Origin of the sequence: Pseudomonas farris (genome assembly GCF_019145235.1) — a bacterium.
Taxonomy (GTDB): domain Bacteria; phylum Pseudomonadota; class Gammaproteobacteria; order Pseudomonadales; family Pseudomonadaceae; genus Aquipseudomonas; species Aquipseudomonas farris.
Genome location: NZ_JAHSTV010000004.1, coordinates 1 through 19,593, shown reverse-complemented (window position 1 = coordinate 19,593; position 19,593 = coordinate 1). Strand labels below are relative to the sequence as shown.

The window sequence follows — 19,593 nt, the reverse complement described above, 5'->3', positions numbered from 1 at the left end:
GAAAGCCCTTGAAGTAGTTCCAACTATTGGGGGAGGAACGCCGCACAGTGTGCCGATCATTCCTGATGCTGACAAATTCATATTAATGCAGCTTCAGTGCATTATTTATGCAGTATTGCCACGCGCCGACCGCTCATGAAGCAGAGAAAACCGCCCATCGCCGTCAATGCGCTCAGGGCATAGAACATGGTGGGGGCAGGCGTATGCATCAGCAGATAGCCACAGATCACCGGGCTCAGCGCACCGCCGAGGGCCGCGAGGTTCTGCGCGCCGTAGTAGCTGCCGCGCAGTTCTTCCGGGGCCAGGGTGTCGACGAAGAGGAATTCGGCCGGATAAATGATCATTTCGCCGAGGGTGAAAATGAACATCGCCACGCACCAGCTCACCAGACTGTCAGCCAGGCTGAAACCGATCAACCCGAGGATGAACAGGCTGGTGCCCCCAGCAATCCAGTAGCGCAGTTGTTCACGTTTGAGGAACCGGCCGATCTGATATTGCAGCAGGATCACGCTGATGGCGTTGCAGGCGAGCAGGGCAGCCATGGTTTCCAAGGCACGTTTGGTGTCTTGGGTGACCAGCAAGTATTGCGACAGGTACAGGGTGAAACGACCGTGCACCACGGTGCTGAGCAGGCAGCCGCAAGTGAACATGATCAGCGTGCGGTCGTTCTTCAGGGTGATCAGGGTTTTGAGGAAACTCTGGGGCTGGCCGATGGCGGGTATCTGGGCCGGGTCTTTGGGAATCCCGCTCATCAGGAAAATACTGAAGAATGCGATGCCGCCGGCAATCAGGAACGGCGCTGTTGGCTGCACCCCGGCGATGACCACGCCGAGCATGGGGCCGGTGGCGTAGCCGATGTTGGTCAGGGTGTAACGCAGCGAAAAAGCCTTGGCGCGCTGGCCCATAGGCAGGTTTTCGCTGAGGATCGCCTTGGACCCGATCAGGAACAGCGCCGAGGCGGTTTCGGTGATCACCAGGGTGGCGGTGGTCAGGTAGAGGTTTTCGGCGAAGGTCAGCAGCACGAAACCGATGGCGCTGGAGAGCATGGCGAGGATCAGCAGCCGGCGCTTTTCCAGGCGGTCGATGATGTAACCGCCGTAAAGGGCGAGCAGGGTGGCGATAAACACCGCGATGCCCAGCAACAGGCCGACGTCCTGTTGGTTGAGGCCGAGTTTGTTGCTCAGAAACAGGGTGAGCAACGGGCTGGTAATGGCGCGGCTGACGACGATGGTCAGCGAAACGATCATCAAGCGGCGAATAACGAGGGAGTAAGTGGCCACGGTGGGGCAAATGTCCTTATTTATTTAGATTCTGTAGTGTTCGCCGGGATATCGAGTCGCTGCCATTCGCGAGCAAGCCCGCTCCCACATTAGAACTGTGCCGATCACAAAATTTGTGATCAACCCCCGATCAACTGTGGGAGCGGGCTTGCTCGCGAAGAGGCCGGATCAGGCAATGCCATACTCAAGTCAGCCATCGATCAAGCACCCGAACCGACTCCAGTTCTTCCAGCCGCCACAACTGCTCAATCAATCCTTCCGCCCGCTGCCGTGGCATAACCCGCCCAGCCAGACTGAAGAATTTCTCCTCCAGCGCCTCATCACTCAGCGGATTGCCCGGCGCGCCCAGCGGCACCTCAACACACAGGCTCGCTTGCCGACCGTCCACGGTCTGCAGGCTGACCACAGGCTCGCCATCCTCCGACAGTAGCGGGTCGACTTCAAGGTGAATGCGCGACATCCAGTGAGCAATCCGCGGGTGATGGCGTTGTTCATCGTCGTAGGCTTCCAACCGGCAATGCCCATGCACCAACCGGGCCGCGAGGGCATAACGCAGGCTCATCTGCGCCGCCGGCAGGGTGTTGATGTCCTGACCGCCGCACATGTCCTGAAGAAATCCGCACAACGAAACCTGAACGCTCTCGACCTGATCCGCGCTGACCTGCAATTGATCCAGCAACAGGCCCAATGCATCGATCGCCGAATGCGTCCCTCGGCATGCCGCGTAGGGCTTGATCGAGCAGCGGGCGAGTTTCCACACATGGCCCAGTTCGGCATCCAGCGCCTCAGGCACGGCGGTATCCGCCGCGAGGGTCTTGAGAAAACCGCCCCAGACATCATCGAACAGCTTTGTCGGGCCGGTGATGCCTTGTTGAGCAAACCGCGCCGCCAGCAATCCACCTTCGGCGGCCCGACCACTGTGGAGTTTTTTGCTTTGTGAACCGTCATGAATGAAGGCCCAAAGACCGCCGCTGAAGCTACCGGCGATGCCCAGCGCTGCCAGGGTTTGCTGCGCATCCAGACCCAGAATTCGCGCACTGGCCGCTGCCCCCCCAAACACCCCGCACGTCGCGGTGGAGTGCCAACCGGCGCCGTTGTGGGCCGAGTAACTGCCGCAGGCTTCGAGCACCCGGCGGCCGATTTCGTAGCCGATCACTACAGCGGTGATCAACTCGCGGCCACTTACCGGTGTTTCAGAAACCGATCGCTCAGACATCGACACCGCGGCCATCACCGCCGGCAGCACCACTGCGCCGGAGTGGTCGCAGCCGCCGGTGTCGTCCAGCTCCAGGGCATGCGCGGCGATGCCGTTGAGCATGGCGGCCTGCGCTGCGCCGACTCGCTGACTGGTGCCCCAGACCAACGTATTCCCGGCTTCACCCTCGAAAACCCGACGTGCCTGCTTCGCCACATCGCTGCCAGCCCCAGCCAGGGTTACGCCGAAGGTGTCGAGGATGTGTCGCCTGGCTTGCACGACCAGTGCGGGTGGTAAATCTTCGAAGCGAGTATCGACGCAGAACTGCGCCAGCCGCTCCATCCGCATGACCCCATCGTAGGCGCCACCGAAGGTTGCGATCTCTTGATCTTTCATACGCCGTAATCCCGGTAATGACGTTCGTACACCGCCGCTGGGTGATCCTCGTCCAAGGGCGCTGCCGACTCAGCCCACCACTGAGCGACCTCGGCACCGGTGGCGATCCACACGTCGTTATGCTGTTGAATGCTTTGCAGCAATTCGCGCAACACGCCGATCCGCCCAGGCGTGGCGATGATTTCCGGGTGCAGCCGCAGCACGTAACACAGCCCGAATCGATGAAACCCGGCGAAGTCCATTTGCAGGTTGCCCAAGGTATGGCTGTAAGAGGCGATCCGCGATTGCGCGGGAGGCACCGCCGGGCTGAGGTTGAAGGCGAAGTAGGGCTCGTCTTCCAGTTCATAGTGCAACGGCAACTCGATCACGTCGGGCGCGGTCGGGTGCGCGAAGGGCAAATCATCGCCGCGCCATGACGAATCCCAGCGGATGCCTTGCTCCCTTAACGCCTCGATGAAACCTGGCGCACCGTTGCCGGCGGGGATGCGAAAGCCTGTCGGACGCTGACCGGTCAGCGCGCTCAAGGCCGCGCAACCCTTGGCGACTTCGGCGCTCTGCTCGGCCAGCGTCAGGTTGTCGTAGTTCTGATGGCGATATCCGGCGCAGGCAATCTCATGCCCGCCGGCCAGGATCGCCCGGATGTGCTGCGGGTTTTCCTCGGCAACGATGCCGGGGATGCACCAACTGCTGGAAACGCGTAGTTCTTCGAACAACCCGAGCAAACGCTCGACACCGCGTTGGGTGCCATAGCGCCACACCGACAAGGTTTTGTCGCGCCCGGCGACTTCCGGCGCCTGGGTGAGGATGCCGTGGATGTCGTTGTAATCGACGGTCAGCACCACGGCGCAGCGGTAGCCGTTGGGCCAGACAGTGGAATCAGCCATGGTGATGCTCCTTCAGCCACCAGTGGGCGACATCGCGGCAGGTGGCGAACCAGACGTCGTCGCGTTGGCGCATGTGTTCGAAGAATTTTTCCAGGAGCAGGATGCGCCCCGGTTTGCCGGTGATCTTGGGATGGAACAGGGTGGTCAGGCACAATCCTTCATCCATGGCGCCGTCGAACTCGCGGCACCAGTTGTCGAGGGTCAACGCGTAGCTGGCGGTGCGGTCGAGTCCCGAAGGAAAGTCCGGCGCGCGGGTGTAGGCGAGGGAGGAGTAGTCATCCATTTCCCAGCGCCCGGGGATTTCCACCAGCGGCGTATCGGAGCCCGGCACGTTGACCAGGTACGGCCGGTCATCGCCGCGCATGCTGCTGGAATAGGTCACGCCGGCTTCCACCAGCATGGCCGGTGTCTCGGCTCGCCAGTCGCCGGATGGCGTGCGAAAACCTTCGGCGCGGATGTTCAGGTGTTTCCAGAACACCTCGCGGGATTTGCTCATCACGTCCTTTTGCTGGTCCAGCGTCAGGGCGTAAAAGGATTCGTGTTTGTAGCCGTGGTAGGCCACCTCATGCCCGCGCTCGACAATCGCCTGGCACTGTTTGGGCCAGTTTTCAACGACCCAGGCCGGGACGAAGAACGTGGTCGGGATCCGGAACTCATCCAGCAAATCGAGAATGCGCGGCAGCGCCCGATAGGGGCCGTAACCACCGAAACCAAAATACTCGGGCTTGCGCCAGATCGAACCGTTGAGCATCGCATCGCCGGTCGGGCCATCGAGGTCGAAGGCCAGGGCGAGGCAGGCTGTGTGCTGATCGGGCCAGGTGGGTTGTGGTGAGGAGGACATGTGGTGCTCCAACTATTTATAGATAAAACACAGTCCCTGTAGGAGCGAAGCTTGCTCGCGAAGAGGCCCTGCCAGTCAATATTGACGTTGAATGACACACCGCCTTCGCGAGCAAGCCCGCTCCCACAGGTTTATCGGTTGGCCACAAAATTGTGATCAGACCCAGACTTAATGTGGGAGCGGGCTTGCTCGCGAAGAGGCCGGCACATTCAACATCTATGTCGCCTGTCAAATCGCTTTCGCGGGCAAGCCTCGCTCCTACGGGGCAAGCATTACTTGCCGGCGTTGATGGTCACGGTCTTGATCGCGCCCAGTTCCAGGTCCCATTTTTTAAGGATCGCCTGGTAGCTGCCGTCATCGACCATGCTCTGCATCGCCACTTTCACCGCTTCACTCAGCTCAGGCTTTTTCTTGCTCACGCCCAGCCCGGTGAACTGCTTGGAAATCGGCAGGCCCACGGTTTTGTACATGTCCTTTTCCTGGGTCTTGAGGTAGGGCAGGGTTTCGCTGCCCTGCATGGCCGCGTCGATACGGCTTTGGCGCAGTTGCGCGCGGGCGTCGGCCGAGCCTTCGGTGCCGATCACGTTGATCGCAGGCTTGCCGGCGGCTTCGCAGTTGGCCTTGCTCCACTCGGCGATTTCCGCCGGGAAGGTCGTACGTCGGCTGGTGCCGACTTTCTTGCCGCACAGGTCGATGATCTCGTTGGTGTCCTTGTTTTTCTGCAAGGTGTAGAACTGCGGGCCGCTGGTGAAGTAGTCGACGAAGGTCACGCTGGCCTGACGCTCGGCGGTGTCGGTCATGCCCGACATCACCATGTCGACGCGGTCGGTGGTCAGCGCGTTGATCATTTGCTCGAAGCCGGTTTCCTGCCATTTGATCTTCACGCCCAAACGTTCGGCCAGGGCGTTGCCCAGGTCAACGTCGAGACCGGTGAGGGTGTTGGTGGCCGGGTCCTTGAAATCCATCGGCGGGTAGTTCGGCATGATCGCTACCACGACCTCACCTTTTTCCTTGATGCTGGCCGGTAACTCGGCGGCCCAGGTGAAGCCGGAAGCCATAACGCCTGCGAGTACTGCTGGAATAACGAAGTTCTTCATGGTCGTTCTCTTATGAGTGTTGTTACGCAGCTCTTGGTTTCCGAGGCTGGCGCTTAGGTTCGAACGGCAGAAATGAAGCTTTGGGTGCGAGGGTTTTGTGGACTTATTAGTATTTCTTCGGGGCTTCCAGCCTCCACGATCTGTCCTTCGTCCATGAACACCATGCGGTTGGAAACCTCGCGAGCGAAGCCCAGTTCATGGGTGACAACGATCATGGTCATGCCGCTCTGCGCCAGATCGCGCATCACCGACAGCACCTCACCGACCAGTTCCGGGTCGAGTGCCGAAGTGGGTTCATCGAACAGCATCAGCTTGGGTCGCATGGCCAACGCGCGGGCAATCGCCACCCGTTGTTGCTGGCCGCCCGACAGTTCGATCGGGTAGCTGTTGCGCTTGTCGGACAGGCCGACGCGAGCGAGCAATTCCAAGGCTTCTTCGTGCGCTTCTTTGGGCGAACGCTTGAGCACCTGGCACGGCCCTTCGATGATGTTTTGCAGCACAGTCATGTGCGGGAACAGATTGAAACGCTGGAACACCATGCCGGTGGCCAGGCGCTGACGGGCGATCTGCGACTCGTTGAGTTCGTGCAGTTTGTTGCCGGCGATGCGGTAACCCACCAGTTCGCCGTCGACCCACAGGCCGCCCTTGTCGATTTTTTCCAGCTGATTCACGCAGCGCAGCAGGGTGCTCTTACCGGAGCCGGACGGGCCGATAATGCACAGCACTTCGCCTTGCTCGACCTCGATGTTGATGTCCTTGAGCGCGTGGAAATGGTCGTAGTACTTGTTCAGGCTCACGGCCTTGACGATGCTTCTCATGTTGAACTCCTCAAGAACGCTTGCCGGCGCCGCGAGCGAAACGACGCTCCAGACGGCTTTGACCAAAGGACAGAACAGTGACGGTGGCCAGGTACCAGATACCGGCGACGATCAGCAGCTCCATCACGCGGGCGTTGGCGTAGTAGATGTTCTGGGCGTTGTAGAGCAGTTCCGAGTACTGGATGACACTCGCCAGGGAGGTCATTTTCACCATGCCGATGAACTCGTTGCCCACCGGCGGAATGATGATCCGCATGGCCTGGGGCAGGATGATCCGGCGCAGGGCTTGCAAACGCGGCATACCGATCGACTTGGCGGCTTCGTACTGCCCGGTGTCCACCGAGAGCAGGCCGGCACGCACCACTTCGGCGGTGTAGGCGCCCTGGTTGATGCTCAAGCCGAGGAGGGCGGCCACGAACGGCGTCATCAGGCTCACGGTGTCCATTTCGAACAGGCCGGGGATGCCGATGGTGGGGAAAATCAGCGCCAGGTTGAACCACAGCAGCAGTTGCAGGATCAGCGGCGTGCCGCGAAACAGCCAGGTGTAGGTCAGCGCCACATAGCGCAGGATCGGGTTGGCCGACATGCGCATGATCGCCGTGATCACCCCGAAGACGATGCCCAGCGCCATCGCCAGCACGGCCATGACGATGGTATTGAGCAGGCCCCACATAATGGCCTGAGAGGTCAGGAACTGGCCGATGTACGACCATTCGATCTTGCCTTCGGCGAAGGCCCGCACCAGGCCGACAATCGCAATCACGATCACCGTGGCGAAGAAAATCCGCCCGTAGTAACGCCGTGGCACATGCTGGTACTGGGTGATATCGAACTGGTTTTCCGCCAGTTTGCGCTCCGCCTGGAGTCGTTCTGCCTGAGTCTGGCTCATGTTATTTCTCCGTACACTTGGTAATTCAAGCCAACCACAATCCCCTGTGGGAGCGGGCTTGCTCGCGAATGCGGTGTGTCATTCAACATAAATGGCGACTGACACGGCCCCTTCGCGAGCAAGCCCGCTCCCACAGGTTTTGTGTCCTGCTTCAGAGCCGGAAACCTTGATAGTTCTCGGTCCATTCGTGCTGCGCAGCGAGGGCGGTTTTCAGTCGACCGATCTGCTCGCGCACCTGTTGCGGCGCGGTGCCGCCCCAGCCGCTGCGGGCGGCGATGGCGGCTTCGAGGGTCAGACTGTCGCGCACTTCAGGCTTGAGCCGCGGATCGATCTCGGCCAATAGCGCCGGGGACGCTTCCCACAATTCGATGTCGTGCTTCTCGCAGGCCTGGACCAGCGCGCCGGTGATCTCGTGAGCTTCCTTGAACGGCACACCGCGCACCGCCAACCAGTCGGCCACTTCGGTAGCGAGGGTGAAACCCAGCGGTGCCTGACGGCGCAGTTCTTCGACGTTGACCTTCATGGTCGCAACCATTCCGGCCATGGCCGGCAACACCAGCAGCAAGGTGTCGACGCTGTCGAGCACGCCGTTTTTGTCCTCACTCAAGTCGCGGTTGTAGGACAGCGGCAGGGATTTGAGGGTCGACAGCAAACCAGTCAGGTTACCGATCAGGCGACCAGCCTTGCCCCGGGCCAGTTCGGCGATGTCCGGGTTTTTCTTCTGCGGCATGATCGAACTGCCGGTGGCGTAGGCATCGTCCAGTGCGACCCAGCGAAATTGCCGCGACGACCATAGGCAGAATTCTTCGGCGAGGCGGGAAATGTTGATCCCGAGCATGCTGGCGATAAACAGGAACTCGGCAACGTGATCGCGGCTGGCCACGGCGTCGATGGAGTTTTCGCACACGCCGCTGTAGCCCATTTCCTTGGCCGACTGCTGCGGCAGGCGCGCGATGGCGGAACCGGCCATGGCTGCGGCGCCGAGTGGCGACAGCGAGGTGCGCACGTCCCAATCCACCAGACGCTGCACGTCGCGCAGCATCGATTGGGCATGAGCCAGCAAGTGATGAGCGAAGACGATCGGCTGGGCCTGTTGCAAGTGAGTGAAACCCGGGCAGATGCTCTCGATGTGTTGCTCGGCCTGGTCCACTAGTGCTTGTTGCAAGGCCAGCACTTCGACGGCCAGGGTGCGCACGTGATCCCGCAGGAACAGCCGCAGGTCGTTGGCGGTCTGGTCGTTGCGTGAACGGCCGGCGCGCAGCTTGCCGCCCAGTGCGCCGAGGCGTTCGGTCAGCAGGCGCTCGATGAAAGTGTGGACGTCTTCGTCGTCCAGCGTCGGCGCGATGCTGCCGGCACGGAAGTCATCACCGATACGCTCCAGGGCGTCGAGCATGGTCTGGGTTTCCTGCTCGCTCAACAGCCCTGCGCGCTGCAATTCCCGGGCATGCGCCTTGGAACCGGCGAGGTCGTACGGGGTGAGGCGAAAGTAGCGCTCAGGGCAACGGGACAGGGCCGCCAGGGCTTCGGACGGGCCGCTCTTGAAGCGGGCCCCCCAGAGACGGTCGGTGGTTTGAGACATTGTTGTTTTCCTCGTCGTAAAGCGAATTGAAATCGGTATACCGAGCCCGAAACACCCGCCGAAAAATCATTCGGACGTGGTTCGGCTCAATCAAATTCAAGGGCAGGGGAAAAGCGCAGTTGCTAAATGGCGAGAGCTGATCGAAGTGTCAGCTTTTAATAGTTCGAAATCAGTGAGTTGGCACTGATCTGCGGGATTTATTAACGGTTGCCAAGCCTTGTTTTCTGTGTTCATTATTATTGGCCAGCTATGTTTTTGTTGTTGGGCACAGATTGTTGAATAGGGCGCCAGAGGTAAATAAGCATTATGGAAACCCCACTTTCCAATTCCGGAAACCCGCCGCCAAAAACGGTACATCGGGCACCGCTGGCCCTCAGCGGTCTGGACTTCAAACTGCTCAAAGTGTTCAAGGCCGTGGTCGAGGCCGGCGGCTTCAGCGCAGCGCAGAATGAGCTGAATGTGGGCCTGGCAGCCATCAGCAAACAGATCTCCGACCTTGAGATTCGCATCGGCATGCGCCTGTGTACCCGAGGGCGGGAAGGCTTTCACCTGACCGAAGAAGGGCGTCTGGTGTACCAGGCGTCAATCGATTTATTTGCCTCGGTCGACAACTTTCGTGATCGGCTTAGTTCAGCCCAGAACGAACTGATTGGCGACCTTGGGGTGGGTGTTATTGATAATACGATTACCGACGATAATTCACCGTTAGTTGCGGCGATTCGAAAGATGAATGAAGAATCGCCGAAAGTAAGGTTTCAACTTCAGGCGTCTCAGTTAGATGAAGTAGAAAGAGGCGTAGTCGAGGGGCGTTTAATGGCCGGAATCGTGCCGGTTTATCAGAAAAGGGAAGAGTTCGATTACTTCCCGCTTTATGAAGAACGCTCGTACGTGTATTGCGCCGTCGGCCATCCACTGTTCTCGATGCCGGAGGCGGAGATGGGCAGCAATGTGCTGCAGGATTACGAGTGCATTAACCACCGTTACGCGATCCATCGAGACAAACTGAATTTTGCCCGCTACGACAGCTTTTCCGCCTCGGCGACTCAAGTCGAAGCCGTGGCGCTGCTGGTCAAGACCGGCCGTTTTGTGGGTTTTCTGCCCGAGCACTACGCCGCAACGTTGGTGGCTCAGGGGCAGTTTCGGGCGGTGCGTCCGGACCTGATCAACATCGTCACGCCGTTCAATCTGATCCTGCGCCACAACACCGTGCGCAGTCCGCTGGTGAAGGCGTTTACCCAGGCGTTAGGGGTGGATTTGAAGGCGCCGGTTTGACGTCAAGCCTATGTGTTCCAGCGTGGCTGACAATAACTAACGGACAATACTTCTATGTCGGAGCTGCCGCAGACGGCGGTCTTTTGATCTTGATCTTCGGCAACTTCGAAGCCGCCAAAAGATCGCAGCCTTCGGCAGCTCCTACAAGGGCATGGTGCGGCGCCAGGTAATCGTTTGATCGAAATACCGGCGACGTAGCCTTCGGCAACTGCTACAAGGCCTGCGTACACCGAGCTTTATGTAGGAACTGCCGCAGGCTGCGATCTTTTGATCTTGATCTTCAGCAACTTCAAAGCCGCGAAAGATCGCGGCCTTCGGCAGTTAGCGGCGCGTCAGGCCACGACCGAGGCCGCTGGCCATTGCTGATGGGGAATCGGCAGGTTACGCGATTCACCGCGGCCCATCGGGAAGTACAGGAAACCGCTGCGGGCCAGGCGTTCGGCGTCGTACAGGTTGCGCCCGTCGAAGATCACGGGTGCGTTAAGCCGTTGCTGGATCAGGTTGAAGTCCGGCGCCTTGAACTGCTGCCATTCGGTGCAGATGATCAAGGCGTCGGCCCCGGCAAGAACCGATTCTGGTGTGCCCATAAGCATCAGCTTAGATTCATCAGGGTAAAGGTGTTGGGTTTCCTGCATGGCTTCCGGGTCGAACGCCCGCACATGAGCCCCGGCGGCCCACAATGATTCCAGCAGCACCCGGCTCGGCGCGTCGCGCATGTCATCGGTGTTGGGTTTGAAGGCCAGGCCCCACACGGCGAAGGTTCTGCCGCGCAAATCGCCTTTGTAGAAGGCGTTGATGCGTTCGAACAGTTTGTGTTTCTGCCGCTGGTTGATGGCTTCCACCGCTTGCAACAGGTCGCTGGAGCAATGGGCCGCTTCGGCACTGTGAATCAGCGCGCGCATGTCCTTGGGGAAACACGAGCCACCGTAACCGCAGCCGGGATAGATGAAGTGATAACCGATGCGCGAATCGGCACCGATGCCCAGCCGCACCGATTCGATGTCGGCGCCCAAGTGTTCGGCCAGCTCGGCAATCTGGTTGATGAAACTGATCTTGGTCGCCAGCATGCAGTTGGCGGCGTATTTGGTCAGTTCGGCGCTGCGCAGGTCCATGAACATGATGCGGTCATGGTTGCGGTTGAATGGGGCGTAGAGGTCGCGCATCACGTCGCGCACGTCATCGCGTTCACAGCCGATGACAATACGGTCCGGGCGCCGGCAATCGGCCACGGCCGAACCTTCCTTGAGAAACTCGGGGTTGGAGACGATATCGAACTGCAACAGCCGACCGACCTTGAGCAGGCACTTTTCGATATGCGCGCGCAGGGTATCGCCCGTGCCCACCGGCACCGTGGATTTCTCCACCAGAATCACCGGTTGTTCACGGTGACGCGCCACGGCTTCACCCACCGACAACACGTGGCACAGGTCCGCCGAACCATCCTCCCGGGACGGCGTGCCGACGGCGATGAACAACACCTGGCCATGTTGCACCGCGAATTTTTCGTCGGTGGTGAACTGCAGCCGTTTGGCCTCCAGGCTCTCACGCACCAGGCTGGCCAGCCCCGGTTCGAAGATGCTGACGTGGCCCTGTTGCAGCAACGCGACTTTGTTCTCGTCAATGTCCATGCACACCACGTCGTGGCCGACTTCAGCCAGGACGGCGGCTTGCACCAGGCCAACATAACCGCTGCCAAATACACTGATTTTCATGGAGCTCTCCTGAGAGTGGGCGCGCGAGCAGGTCGAGAGTTGATGGTGATGACACCGAGGATGACCAGCGCCACCCCCAGGGTTTTCGAAAGGCTGAAGGTTTCGTTGAACAGCGGCAGGCTGGCGGCCAGCACGTACACCAGCGCGTAGCTGATGCTCAGCAGCGAATAGGCCCGACCCAGGGGCAAATCCCGCAGGGCGGCGAGCCAGGTGAAAATCGACACGGCATAGGCAAGGATGGCGGCCAGCACGACGGCCACGGCGGACGCATCGACGCTGCCGTTGCTCAAGGCGCTTATTAACTGTTCGGGATGGGGCAGGCGAGTCATGCTCCAGCGCATGCCCAACTGCGCGGCACTACCCAGCAGCACGCTGCCCAGGGCGAAGGCAAGTCCGCGACGCAGGCTCATGCGTGTTGCCCCAGCAAGGCCACACCAGCGATCACCAGCGCAACGCCCAGCCAGTGACGGCGGTCGATGGTTTCGTGGAAGATGAAGCGGGCGACCAGCGTGATCAACACGAAATTCAGGCTGAGCATCGGATAGGCGACGCCGACTTCGAGGCGCTGCAACACCAGCAGCCAGACCAGCAAGCCCAATCCCAGAGCGGCGAGCGCCAGCCACAGCCACGGCGAGCGCAGTTTCTCGCCCCAGCCCGACGTCTTGCCGCGCCAGCTTTCCACGGCGTACTTCTGGGCGATTTGGCCCAGGCAGGTCAGCAGGCAGGCAGCCAATACGAGCAGCAGGCTCATGATGCCTCCTGAGGCAAAATCAGCATCATCAGATTGCCTTGTTCATAACGTTTGCCATCCTTGGGCAGTCGCTGGTGGACTTCGAGCAGCCACGGTTGCTGAGTCAGGATAGGCCGGGTCATGTTTCAATTCGTCTATCGTGTTGTTTCCAGTCAAGCAGACGTTCGGTATTGGCGATGCCTGGTTTCGCCGACAACCCAAGAAGCCACCATTGACTTTCCAGTCCATGGTCGGCAGCGTGACGGCCCGGCGGGCTCAAAGGATGACGGGAGCCTGCGTATTTATTCATTTCAAGGCCGTTTCATTGATTGACTTACCTACTACTGAATCCATCGTTTCAAAAGCCAACCCGTTGACCCTGTATCTGGCGCGTCTGGCGCCGTCCAGCCAGTTGACCATGCGTTATGTGTTGCAGGACGCCGCTGACCGTCTGGACTTCGAAGACATGAACATCGAAGAGATTCCCTGGCACGAGCTGCAACCCGAGGATGTCATTGCGCTGGTGGCGACCTTGCGCGAAGACGGCTACGCGCCGAACACCTCATCGCTCTACGTTAACGCGGTGCGAGGGGTGATGAACGAAGCGTGGCGCATGAGCCTGATCAGTCAGGAGCACTTGCTGAAAATGCGTTCGGTCAAAGGCATTGCCGGCACGCGACTGCCCCAGGGGCGCAACCTCAAGCGCACCTTGATTCGAGACTTGATGGAGGTCTGCGCCGCCGATCCACGGCCACAAGGGCTACGGGACGCTGCCATCATCGGGATTCTGTACGGTTCGGGGATGCGCAAATCGGAATCGGTGAATCTCGATCTCGCCCAGGTGGATTTCACCGAGCGCAGCTTGTGCGTCACCGCCAAGGGCAACAAACAGCTGATCAAGTACGCGCCAGCCTGGGCCTTCGCCAAACTGGATGCGTGGCTGGAGTTGCGGCGTTCGCAGTTAAAGGAGGGCGAGACGGACGATCCGTTCCTGTTCAACCGCATCCGCCGTGGCAGCCACATTACCCGCGAGCGCATCACCAAACATGCGATCTACTACATTGCCCGGCAACGCGGCGCACAGGTCGGGGTGAAAATCATGCCGCATGATTTCCGACGGTCGTTCATTACCCGCGTGATTGAAGAGCACGATCTGTCGATTGCGCAGAAACTGGCCCATCACAGCAACATCCAGACCACCGCCAATTACGATGTGCGCGACGACAATGAACGCCGTCGGGCAGTGGACCGCTTCGACCTTTGACGTCGGGTTTCAGACGATATCGTCGATCAGAATGTGGCTCTGGGCACGGCTGCATTTCTCGATCCGCGCTTCGACCTTGTAGACCTCGCGCAGCATCTGCTCAGTGATCACCTCATCGCTGGGCCCGCTGCCGTGGCTGGTACCGTTGGCGATGACCAGCACCTGATCGGCGAAGCGCAGGGCCTGATTCAGGTCGTGGATCGCGATGAACACGATCACCTCGCGTTTACGCGCCAGAGCACGCATGAAGTTCAGCACTTGCACCTGTCGATGCATGTCGAGGGCGCTGGTCGGCTCGTCCATCAGCAAGATTTCCGGCTCGCGCACCAGGGTTTGCGCAATCGACACCAGCTGTTGCTGGCCGCCGCTGAGTTCGCCGAGGTTGCGAAAGGACAGGTCGGTGATCCCCAGCGCGCCGAGGATTTCGTCCACCAATCTCAACTCGTCGTCGTGCACGACCCAGCCAGGCGTTAGCTGTTTGCGCGCCAGCAATACTGACTCGTAAACCGTCAGGCGGGCGCTGGCATTCAGGCCTTGGGGCATGTAGCTGATGCCTCGTGAGCCTTTTTTCGAGTCTTGCAGAATGACTTGACCTGGCCCATCGATCAGCCCGGCCATGCGCTTGAACAGGGTCGACTTGCCCGCCGCGTTCGGCCCGACCACGGCGACCACCTGGCCACCGGTGAAGGTCGAGGTGGTCACGCCGCAAATGATCTCGCGCTGGCCGTAGCGGGCGCCGAGGTTCTCAAGCTGGATCTTCACCATGAGTTTTTCTTCCCGCTGAGAATCAGAGATATGAAGAACGGCACGCCGATCAGCGAGGTGACCACGCCAATGGGAAATATCGCGCCCGGGATCAGGGTTTTACTGACCACTGAACTGGCGGACAGAATCAGCGAGCCGGTCAGCAGCGAGGCGGGTAGAAAGAACCGTTGATCTTCGCCGATCAGCATCCGCGCAATGTGCGGTCCGACCAGGCCGATAAAGCCGATGGTGCCGACAAACGCCACCGGAAACGAGGCGAGCAGGCTGACCATGATCAGCGTCTGAAAGCGCAGGCTGCGCACGTTGATCCCGAAACTCGCGGCCTTGTCATCGCCCAGGCGCAGGGCGGTCAAAGCCCAGGCACGTTTGGCGAAAATCGGCAGGGTGATCAGGATCACCAGGCAAATCACCCCGAGTTTCGGCCAGGTGGCTTTGGTCAAACTGCCCATGGTCCAGAACACCACCGCCGCGACGGCTTGTTCGGTGGCAAAAAACTGCACCAGCGCCAGCAGCGCATTAAAGGTGAACACCAGCGCAATGCCGAGCAGCACGATGGTTTCCGCCGTCACGCCACGGCGCATGCTCAGGAAATGGATCAGCAGCGCGGAAAGCATCGCCATGATGAAGGCATTCACCGGCACCATGTACTGCGCCGCCAACGGGAACAGCGCCACGCCGAAGGCCAGGCCCATGGCCGCGCCGAAACTGGCGGCGGCAGAAATACCGAGGGTGAAAGGACTGGCAAGGGGGTTGTTGAGGATGGTCTGCATCTGCGCTCCGGCCAGCGACAACGCCGCGCCGACCGCCACCGCCATCAGCGCCACCGGCAGACGGATTTCCCACATCACCACCCGCACTTGCGCCGACGCGGTGTCCGGTGAAAACAGCGCATTGAGTACTTCGCTCACGCTGTAACTGGCGGGGCCCAGGGCCAGATCCAGCAACACGCTGCACACCAGCAACACCAACAACGCCGCGAGGATCAGCCGTTTGCGCAGCACCAATTGACGATACGTGTCGCGTTGTACGATCTGCGCTTCGCCCAAGGAGCTCATTGACGGCTCTCCTTCAGGCTGACGAAGTAACCCGATTCGTACGGTACCGGCAGGAATCGCTCATGCAGTTCGCGAAACGAGGCGTCGGGATCGAGGTCGGCAAACAGTGTCGGGTGAAACCATTTGGCGAGTTGCTGGATGGCCACGAATTGGTAAGGGCTGTTATAGAACTGGTGCCAGATCCCATGAAACGCCTGGGTGCCCTGAGCCTTGATCCCGGCATACGCCGGGCGCTGGGTGTACCAGGCCAGTTTGCGTCGGGCCTCTGTGAGGTCGGCACCCGGGCCGACACCGACCCAACGGCCGTTGGGCGCAAAGGCTTCCCAGTTGGCGCTGGTCACGACCACTTGATCCGGGTTGGCGACAATCACCTGTTCAGGGTTCAACTGGCCAAAGGTGCTGGGAATAATGCCTTTGGCGATGTTGTTGCCGCCGGCCATCTCGACGAAACGACCGAAGTTCTCGTTGCCGAAACTCAGGCAGCAGTCATCGGTGTAACCGCCGATACGCTCGATGAACACATTCGGGCGCGGCGCTTGGCTGGCCTTGATGACGTCGGTAACGCGGCGGATCTGCTGGTTGCGGAAATTAATGAACGCCTCGGCGCGTGCTTCCTTGCCAAACAGCTTGCCGAACAGGCGCATGGTCGGTTCGGTGTTGTCCATCGGGTTGTTGCGAAAGTCGACATAAACCACCGGAATGCCTAGGGCGTCGAGTTTCTCGATGTAGCGGGCGTCTTCAGTGGCGTGTTGGGCTTCGATGTTGAGAATAATCACGTCCGGCTGCTGGGAGATGGCTTGCTCGATGTCGAACGTGCCGTCTTCAAAGCCGCCGAAGGTGGGGATCTTCGCGATGTCGGGGAATTTGCGCAGGTAGGCGCCGTAGGTGTCCGGATCAGATTGGATCAAATCCTTGCGCCAACCGACGATGCGCTCGATCGGGTTCTGCGTATCCAGCGCGGCGACCAGGTACAGCTGACGACCTTCACCGAGAATCACCCGTCTGACTGGAAGGTGAACCTTGACCTTGCGTCCCAGCAAGTCGGTCACCGTGACTGCTGCAGGGTCCTGAACCGCGGCAACCGCGTTGCGCGGCGCCAGTGAAAAAAACAACGCCACGCCCAGCAGTCCTGCCAATAGCAGGGCAACGAAGGCGTGGCTGTGTCGATGAACAGATGCCATGGTTGAAGCCTTTACAGGGTCAGCCCGAGCAGCGGCTCAGGCCACTGCTCGGGCTGAACGTTTTCAGAAATCGACGGTGGCCGACAGTTGCAGGGTGCGCGGCGAACCTTGGGAGAAGGCGCCGTAAGACGCGACACCGGACCAGTACTCACGATCGAATACGTTCTGCACCGTCGCCCGGAACGTGGTCGGGTGTTCCGCGATGCGCGTGGCGTAACGCGCTCCGACATCGAAGCGGGTCCATGGATCGAGTTCCTGGGTGTTGGCCTGGTTCACGTATTGGCTGCCGGTGTAGATCGCGCCGCTGGTCAGCGTCAAACCTTCGACCCACGGGGTGTCCCATTCGGCCCAGAGGTTGGCCTGAACCTCGGGTACGCCCACCGGTTTGTTGCCACGGTTGGCGGCAGTGCCGGTTTTGGTCAGTTCGGCGTCGAGCAAGGTCACGCCACCGAGCAGCCGCGTGCCCTGGGCGATTTCACCGAACACGTTCAACTCCACGCCACGGTTGCGTTGTTCGCCTTCCACCGAGAACACGCCGTTGGCCAGTTCGCCGCTGGGCTTCTTGATCTGGAACAGGGCGAGTGTGGAGGTGAAGGTACCGTAGTCGACCTTGACCCCGACTTCCTGTTGACGGGAGATGTAAGGCGCGAAGATTTCACCCGAGTTCGAGGCCGTGGCCGGTGCGATGTCGCCTTTGCTCAAGCCTTCGATGTAGTTGTAGTAGAACGAAACGTGATCCCAGGGTTTGACCACCACCCCGAACAGCGGCGTGGTTTCGCTTTCATCGTACGAGGTGGTGACCACACCGGCGGTGTTGTAGTTATCGGACTTGATGTTCTGCTTGCGCAGGCCGAGGGTGACCTGCAAGCGTTCGTCCATCATCGACAGGGTGTCGGCCAGGGCCACACCGGACAGTTCGGTCTCGGAGACTTTCAGCGCATCGGGGCTGGCAATCGACGGTTTCGGACGGTCGACCGGGTGATAGATGTTCGACAGAACCGCCGGCCCGGAGTTGATGCCCCTGGACAACTCGTCACGGTAACGGGTGACCTGCACGGTGGTGCTGTGGCTGATCGGGCCGGTGTCGAAGCGCAGGCGGGCACCGGCATCGACGGTGTAGCGCTCGACTTCGAATTTGTAATAGCCGGGGACCGATCGCGTATCACCAGCGCTGTTGAGGATGGTCGGGGTCTGGTCGGACATTCGCGCGACATCCGACTTGCCGCCGCCGGCGTGGGCGAACACGGTCAGGGCGTCGTTGAGGTCGTACTCGGCACCGAGCAGGGCGGACTTGTCACGGGTTTCGGACCAACCCCAGTCCTGGCTGACGTTGGTCCGGCCATTGGCTGCAGAGGGAACGTCCACGCCGGAAGCAATGAGGAACGGCCGTGACGCTCCGTCGAATTCTTCCTTCTGGCTGATCAGGTCCAGGGTGGTGCGCAGGCGGTCACCCTGATAATCCAGCGAGATCGAACCGATATCGACATCACGGGATTGATCGTCGATGGCGGTGTCGCCTTGCTGGGTGCTGCCGTTGATGCGCACGCCGAACTGGCGTTCCTCACCGAAGCGCCGACTGACGTCGATGTGCCCGCCGATCTGCGAGTCCATGGCATAGCTGGCGGTGAACCGGGTCAGGTCGTCATCGAGAGAACGCTTGGGCACCACGTTGATCACGCCACCGACGCCGCTGTTGGGTGACATGCCGTAGAGCAGGGCGCCAGGGCCTTTGATCACTTCGATGCGTTCGGCGTACTCGGTAAACACCCGATAGTTGGGGGCCACGCCGTACACGCCGTCGAATGCCAACTCACCGAGGTTGCCTTCACCCACCGGAAAGCCACGGATGAAGAAGGAGTCGACAATGCCACCGGTCTGGCCCGTGGAACGCACCGAGGAGTCACGCTCCAGCACATCCGCCACGGTGACCGCCTGCTGATCCTTCATCAGGGCCGAGGTGTAGTTGCTGACGCTGAAGGGCGCGTCCATCACATCCTTGTTGCCCAGCAGACCAAGGCGCCCACCGCGCGCAACCTGACCGCCGGGATAAACCGGCGGCAGGCTGTTGGTGCGAGCGTCGATGCCATTGACGGTGGTTTCGTCAAGGGTCAACCCGCCTGCGCTGTCGGCCGGGCGCGGTGCCAGGGTATAGCTGCCGTCATTGCGCGAGACGATTTCCAGGCCGCTGCCGGCCAGCAATCGGCTCAGCGCTTCCTGCGTCGAGTAAGTGCCCGACAGGCCCGGGCTGGTCAGGCCTTCGGTCATCGAAGGTTGAAACGACAGGGCAATGCCGGCGTCGACGGCAAATCTCGACAACGTTGCACCCAATGGCCCCGGCGCGATGTTGTAGGCACGGGTGGCGGTGGCATCCTGTTGTACCGGCGCGGCGGCCGAGGCAAACGGGCTAGCGACACCGGTCAGGGCAAGGCTTAGCAACGCGCTACGGACAGCCAGTTTCAATGAGCGATCCGAACACTGAGGGCGTGCAACGAACATGGAGTGATGACCCTTTCGACGAGGTTGAGAAGTTCTTCCTTCCCTAGCCAGTCGAGATCAAAAAAAGTATCACCTGCGCCGCAATTTTTTTGCGAGGCGTTTTGTATGCCCCCCAGATTCCATGTGGGAGCGGGCTTGC

The 19,593-nt window shown here is 60.3% G+C and carries 18 protein-coding genes; 2 read left to right on the top strand and 16 right to left on the bottom strand.

The window, feature by feature from the left end:
- Positions 1-101: 101 nt before the first annotated feature.
- From KVG95_RS09145 to argH, 8 genes are all read right to left on the bottom strand, one after another.
- A complete protein-coding gene (locus KVG95_RS09145) occupies positions 102-1,280 on the bottom strand; it encodes an MFS transporter (RefSeq protein ID WP_217855841.1) in 1,179 nt (392 codons plus the stop codon).
- A gap of 184 nt (positions 1,281-1,464) precedes the next feature.
- The gene (locus KVG95_RS09140; protein WP_225922971.1) at positions 1,465-2,871 is read right to left on the bottom strand and encodes an MmgE/PrpD family protein; all 1,407 of its coding nucleotides are present in this window, start codon (positions 2,869-2,871) and stop codon (positions 1,465-1,467) included.
- A complete protein-coding gene (locus tag KVG95_RS09135) occupies positions 2,868-3,755 on the bottom strand; it encodes a polysaccharide deacetylase family protein (RefSeq protein WP_217855840.1) in 888 nt (295 codons plus the stop codon). Before KVG95_RS09135 ends, KVG95_RS09140 begins: the two co-directional genes overlap by 4 nt.
- Positions 3,748-4,596, bottom strand: a complete 849-nt coding sequence (locus tag KVG95_RS09130) for a polysaccharide deacetylase family protein (RefSeq protein ID WP_217855839.1) — start codon at positions 4,594-4,596, stop codon at positions 3,748-3,750. The genes KVG95_RS09135 and KVG95_RS09130 overlap by 8 nt, the downstream gene beginning before the upstream one ends.
- Before the next feature lie 272 nt (positions 4,597-4,868).
- Positions 4,869-5,693: an ABC transporter substrate-binding protein gene (locus KVG95_RS09125; RefSeq protein ID WP_217855838.1), complete on the bottom strand. Its 825-nt coding sequence runs from the start codon at positions 5,691-5,693 to the stop codon at positions 4,869-4,871.
- Positions 5,694-5,746: 53 nt separating this feature from the next.
- The gene (locus KVG95_RS09120) at positions 5,747-6,511 is read right to left on the bottom strand and encodes an amino acid ABC transporter ATP-binding protein (protein WP_217855837.1); all 765 of its coding nucleotides are present in this window, start codon (positions 6,509-6,511) and stop codon (positions 5,747-5,749) included.
- A 10-nt stretch (positions 6,512-6,521) separates the two neighbouring features.
- Positions 6,522-7,400 carry an amino acid ABC transporter permease gene (locus KVG95_RS09115; protein WP_052966338.1) on the bottom strand — a complete coding sequence of 293 codons (879 nt, stop codon included), beginning with the start codon at positions 7,398-7,400 and terminating at the stop codon, positions 6,522-6,524.
- A gap of 151 nt (positions 7,401-7,551) precedes the next feature.
- Positions 7,552-8,979: an argininosuccinate lyase gene (argH, locus tag KVG95_RS09110; protein WP_217855836.1), complete on the bottom strand. Its 1,428-nt coding sequence runs from the start codon at positions 8,977-8,979 to the stop codon at positions 7,552-7,554.
- Positions 8,980-9,285: 306 nt separating this feature from the next.
- Between argH and KVG95_RS09105 the strand changes: the two genes are divergently transcribed.
- Entirely contained in the window at positions 9,286-10,251 is a 966-nt protein-coding gene (locus KVG95_RS09105; RefSeq protein WP_217855835.1) for a LysR family transcriptional regulator, read from the top strand.
- Positions 10,252-10,583: 332 nt separating this feature from the next.
- Here the strand turns inward: KVG95_RS09105 and KVG95_RS09100 are convergent, their stop codons facing one another.
- From KVG95_RS09100 to KVG95_RS30015, 4 genes are read right to left on the bottom strand one after another with little or no spacing between them, the layout of a single operon-like run.
- Positions 10,584-11,963 (bottom strand): UDP-glucose dehydrogenase family protein, encoded by a 1,380-nt coding sequence (locus KVG95_RS09100; RefSeq protein WP_217855834.1) that lies wholly within the window; start codon positions 11,961-11,963, stop codon positions 10,584-10,586.
- Positions 11,960-12,373, bottom strand: coding sequence for a 4-amino-4-deoxy-L-arabinose-phosphoundecaprenol flippase subunit ArnF (gene arnF / locus KVG95_RS09095; protein ID WP_217855833.1), 414 nt, complete (start codon positions 12,371-12,373; stop codon positions 11,960-11,962). Before arnF ends, KVG95_RS09100 begins: the two co-directional genes overlap by 4 nt.
- Positions 12,370-12,714 carry a 4-amino-4-deoxy-L-arabinose-phosphoundecaprenol flippase subunit ArnE gene (arnE, locus tag KVG95_RS09090; RefSeq protein ID WP_217855832.1) on the bottom strand — a complete coding sequence of 115 codons (345 nt, stop codon included), beginning with the start codon at positions 12,712-12,714 and terminating at the stop codon, positions 12,370-12,372. The genes arnF and arnE overlap by 4 nt, the downstream gene beginning before the upstream one ends.
- Complete coding sequence (locus KVG95_RS30015; protein ID WP_264082257.1) at positions 12,711-12,836, bottom strand: hypothetical protein; 126 nt, start codon at positions 12,834-12,836, stop codon at positions 12,711-12,713. The genes arnE and KVG95_RS30015 overlap by 4 nt, the downstream gene beginning before the upstream one ends.
- 140 nt (positions 12,837-12,976) lie before the next feature.
- Between KVG95_RS30015 and KVG95_RS09085 the strand changes: the two genes are divergently transcribed.
- On the top strand, positions 12,977-13,957 hold the full coding sequence (locus KVG95_RS09085) for a site-specific integrase (RefSeq protein WP_225922991.1): 981 nt from the start codon (positions 12,977-12,979) through the stop codon (positions 13,955-13,957).
- A gap of 9 nt (positions 13,958-13,966) precedes the next feature.
- On the opposite strand, the gene KVG95_RS09080 is transcribed toward KVG95_RS09085, so the two are convergent.
- The 4 genes from KVG95_RS09080 to KVG95_RS09065 form a co-directional block, all read right to left on the bottom strand.
- Positions 13,967-14,722 carry an ABC transporter ATP-binding protein gene (locus KVG95_RS09080; protein ID WP_217855831.1) on the bottom strand — a complete coding sequence of 252 codons (756 nt, stop codon included), beginning with the start codon at positions 14,720-14,722 and terminating at the stop codon, positions 13,967-13,969.
- Positions 14,716-15,777: a FecCD family ABC transporter permease gene (locus KVG95_RS09075; protein WP_217855830.1), complete on the bottom strand. Its 1,062-nt coding sequence runs from the start codon at positions 15,775-15,777 to the stop codon at positions 14,716-14,718. Before KVG95_RS09075 ends, KVG95_RS09080 begins: the two co-directional genes overlap by 7 nt.
- Complete coding sequence (locus KVG95_RS09070) at positions 15,774-16,958, bottom strand: ABC transporter substrate-binding protein (RefSeq protein WP_217855828.1); 1,185 nt, start codon at positions 16,956-16,958, stop codon at positions 15,774-15,776. Before KVG95_RS09070 ends, KVG95_RS09075 begins: the two co-directional genes overlap by 4 nt.
- 63 nt (positions 16,959-17,021) lie before the next feature.
- Positions 17,022-19,454: a TonB-dependent receptor gene (locus tag KVG95_RS09065; RefSeq protein WP_217855826.1), complete on the bottom strand. Its 2,433-nt coding sequence runs from the start codon at positions 19,452-19,454 to the stop codon at positions 17,022-17,024.
- Between the last annotated feature and the right edge of the window lie 139 nt (positions 19,455-19,593).

Coding starts and splice junctions, on each gene's coding strand:
- KVG95_RS09140 (WP_225922971.1), bottom strand. CDS start 2,871: ATGAAAGATCAAGAGATCGCAACCTTCGGTGGCGCCTACGATGGGGTC.
- KVG95_RS09135 (WP_217855840.1), bottom strand. CDS start 3,755: ATGGCTGATTCCACTGTCTGGCCCAACGGCTACCGCTGCGCCGTGGTG.
- KVG95_RS09130 (WP_217855839.1), bottom strand. CDS start 4,596: ATGTCCTCCTCACCACAACCCACCTGGCCCGATCAGCACACAGCCTGC.
- KVG95_RS09125 (WP_217855838.1), bottom strand. CDS start 5,693: ATGAAGAACTTCGTTATTCCAGCAGTACTCGCAGGCGTTATGGCTTCC.
- KVG95_RS09120 (WP_217855837.1), bottom strand. CDS start 6,511: ATGAGAAGCATCGTCAAGGCCGTGAGCCTGAACAAGTACTACGACCAT.
- KVG95_RS09115 (WP_052966338.1), bottom strand. CDS start 7,400: ATGAGCCAGACTCAGGCAGAACGACTCCAGGCGGAGCGCAAACTGGCG.
- argH (WP_217855836.1), bottom strand. CDS start 8,979: ATGTCTCAAACCACCGACCGTCTCTGGGGGGCCCGCTTCAAGAGCGGC.
- KVG95_RS09105 (WP_217855835.1), top strand. CDS start 9,286: ATGGAAACCCCACTTTCCAATTCCGGAAACCCGCCGCCAAAAACGGTA.
- KVG95_RS09100 (WP_217855834.1), bottom strand. CDS start 11,963: ATGAAAATCAGTGTATTTGGCAGCGGTTATGTTGGCCTGGTGCAAGCC.
- arnF (WP_217855833.1), bottom strand. CDS start 12,373: ATGAGCCTGCGTCGCGGACTTGCCTTCGCCCTGGGCAGCGTGCTGCTG.
- arnE (WP_217855832.1), bottom strand. CDS start 12,714: ATGAGCCTGCTGCTCGTATTGGCTGCCTGCCTGCTGACCTGCCTGGGC.
- KVG95_RS30015 (WP_264082257.1), bottom strand. CDS start 12,836: ATGACCCGGCCTATCCTGACTCAGCAACCGTGGCTGCTCGAAGTCCAC.
- KVG95_RS09085 (WP_225922991.1), top strand. CDS start 12,977: ATGACGGGAGCCTGCGTATTTATTCATTTCAAGGCCGTTTCATTGATT.
- KVG95_RS09080 (WP_217855831.1), bottom strand. CDS start 14,722: ATGGTGAAGATCCAGCTTGAGAACCTCGGCGCCCGCTACGGCCAGCGC.
- KVG95_RS09075 (WP_217855830.1), bottom strand. CDS start 15,777: ATGAGCTCCTTGGGCGAAGCGCAGATCGTACAACGCGACACGTATCGT.
- KVG95_RS09070 (WP_217855828.1), bottom strand. CDS start 16,958: ATGGCATCTGTTCATCGACACAGCCACGCCTTCGTTGCCCTGCTATTG.
- KVG95_RS09065 (WP_217855826.1), bottom strand. CDS start 19,454: ATGTTCGTTGCACGCCCTCAGTGTTCGGATCGCTCATTGAAACTGGCT.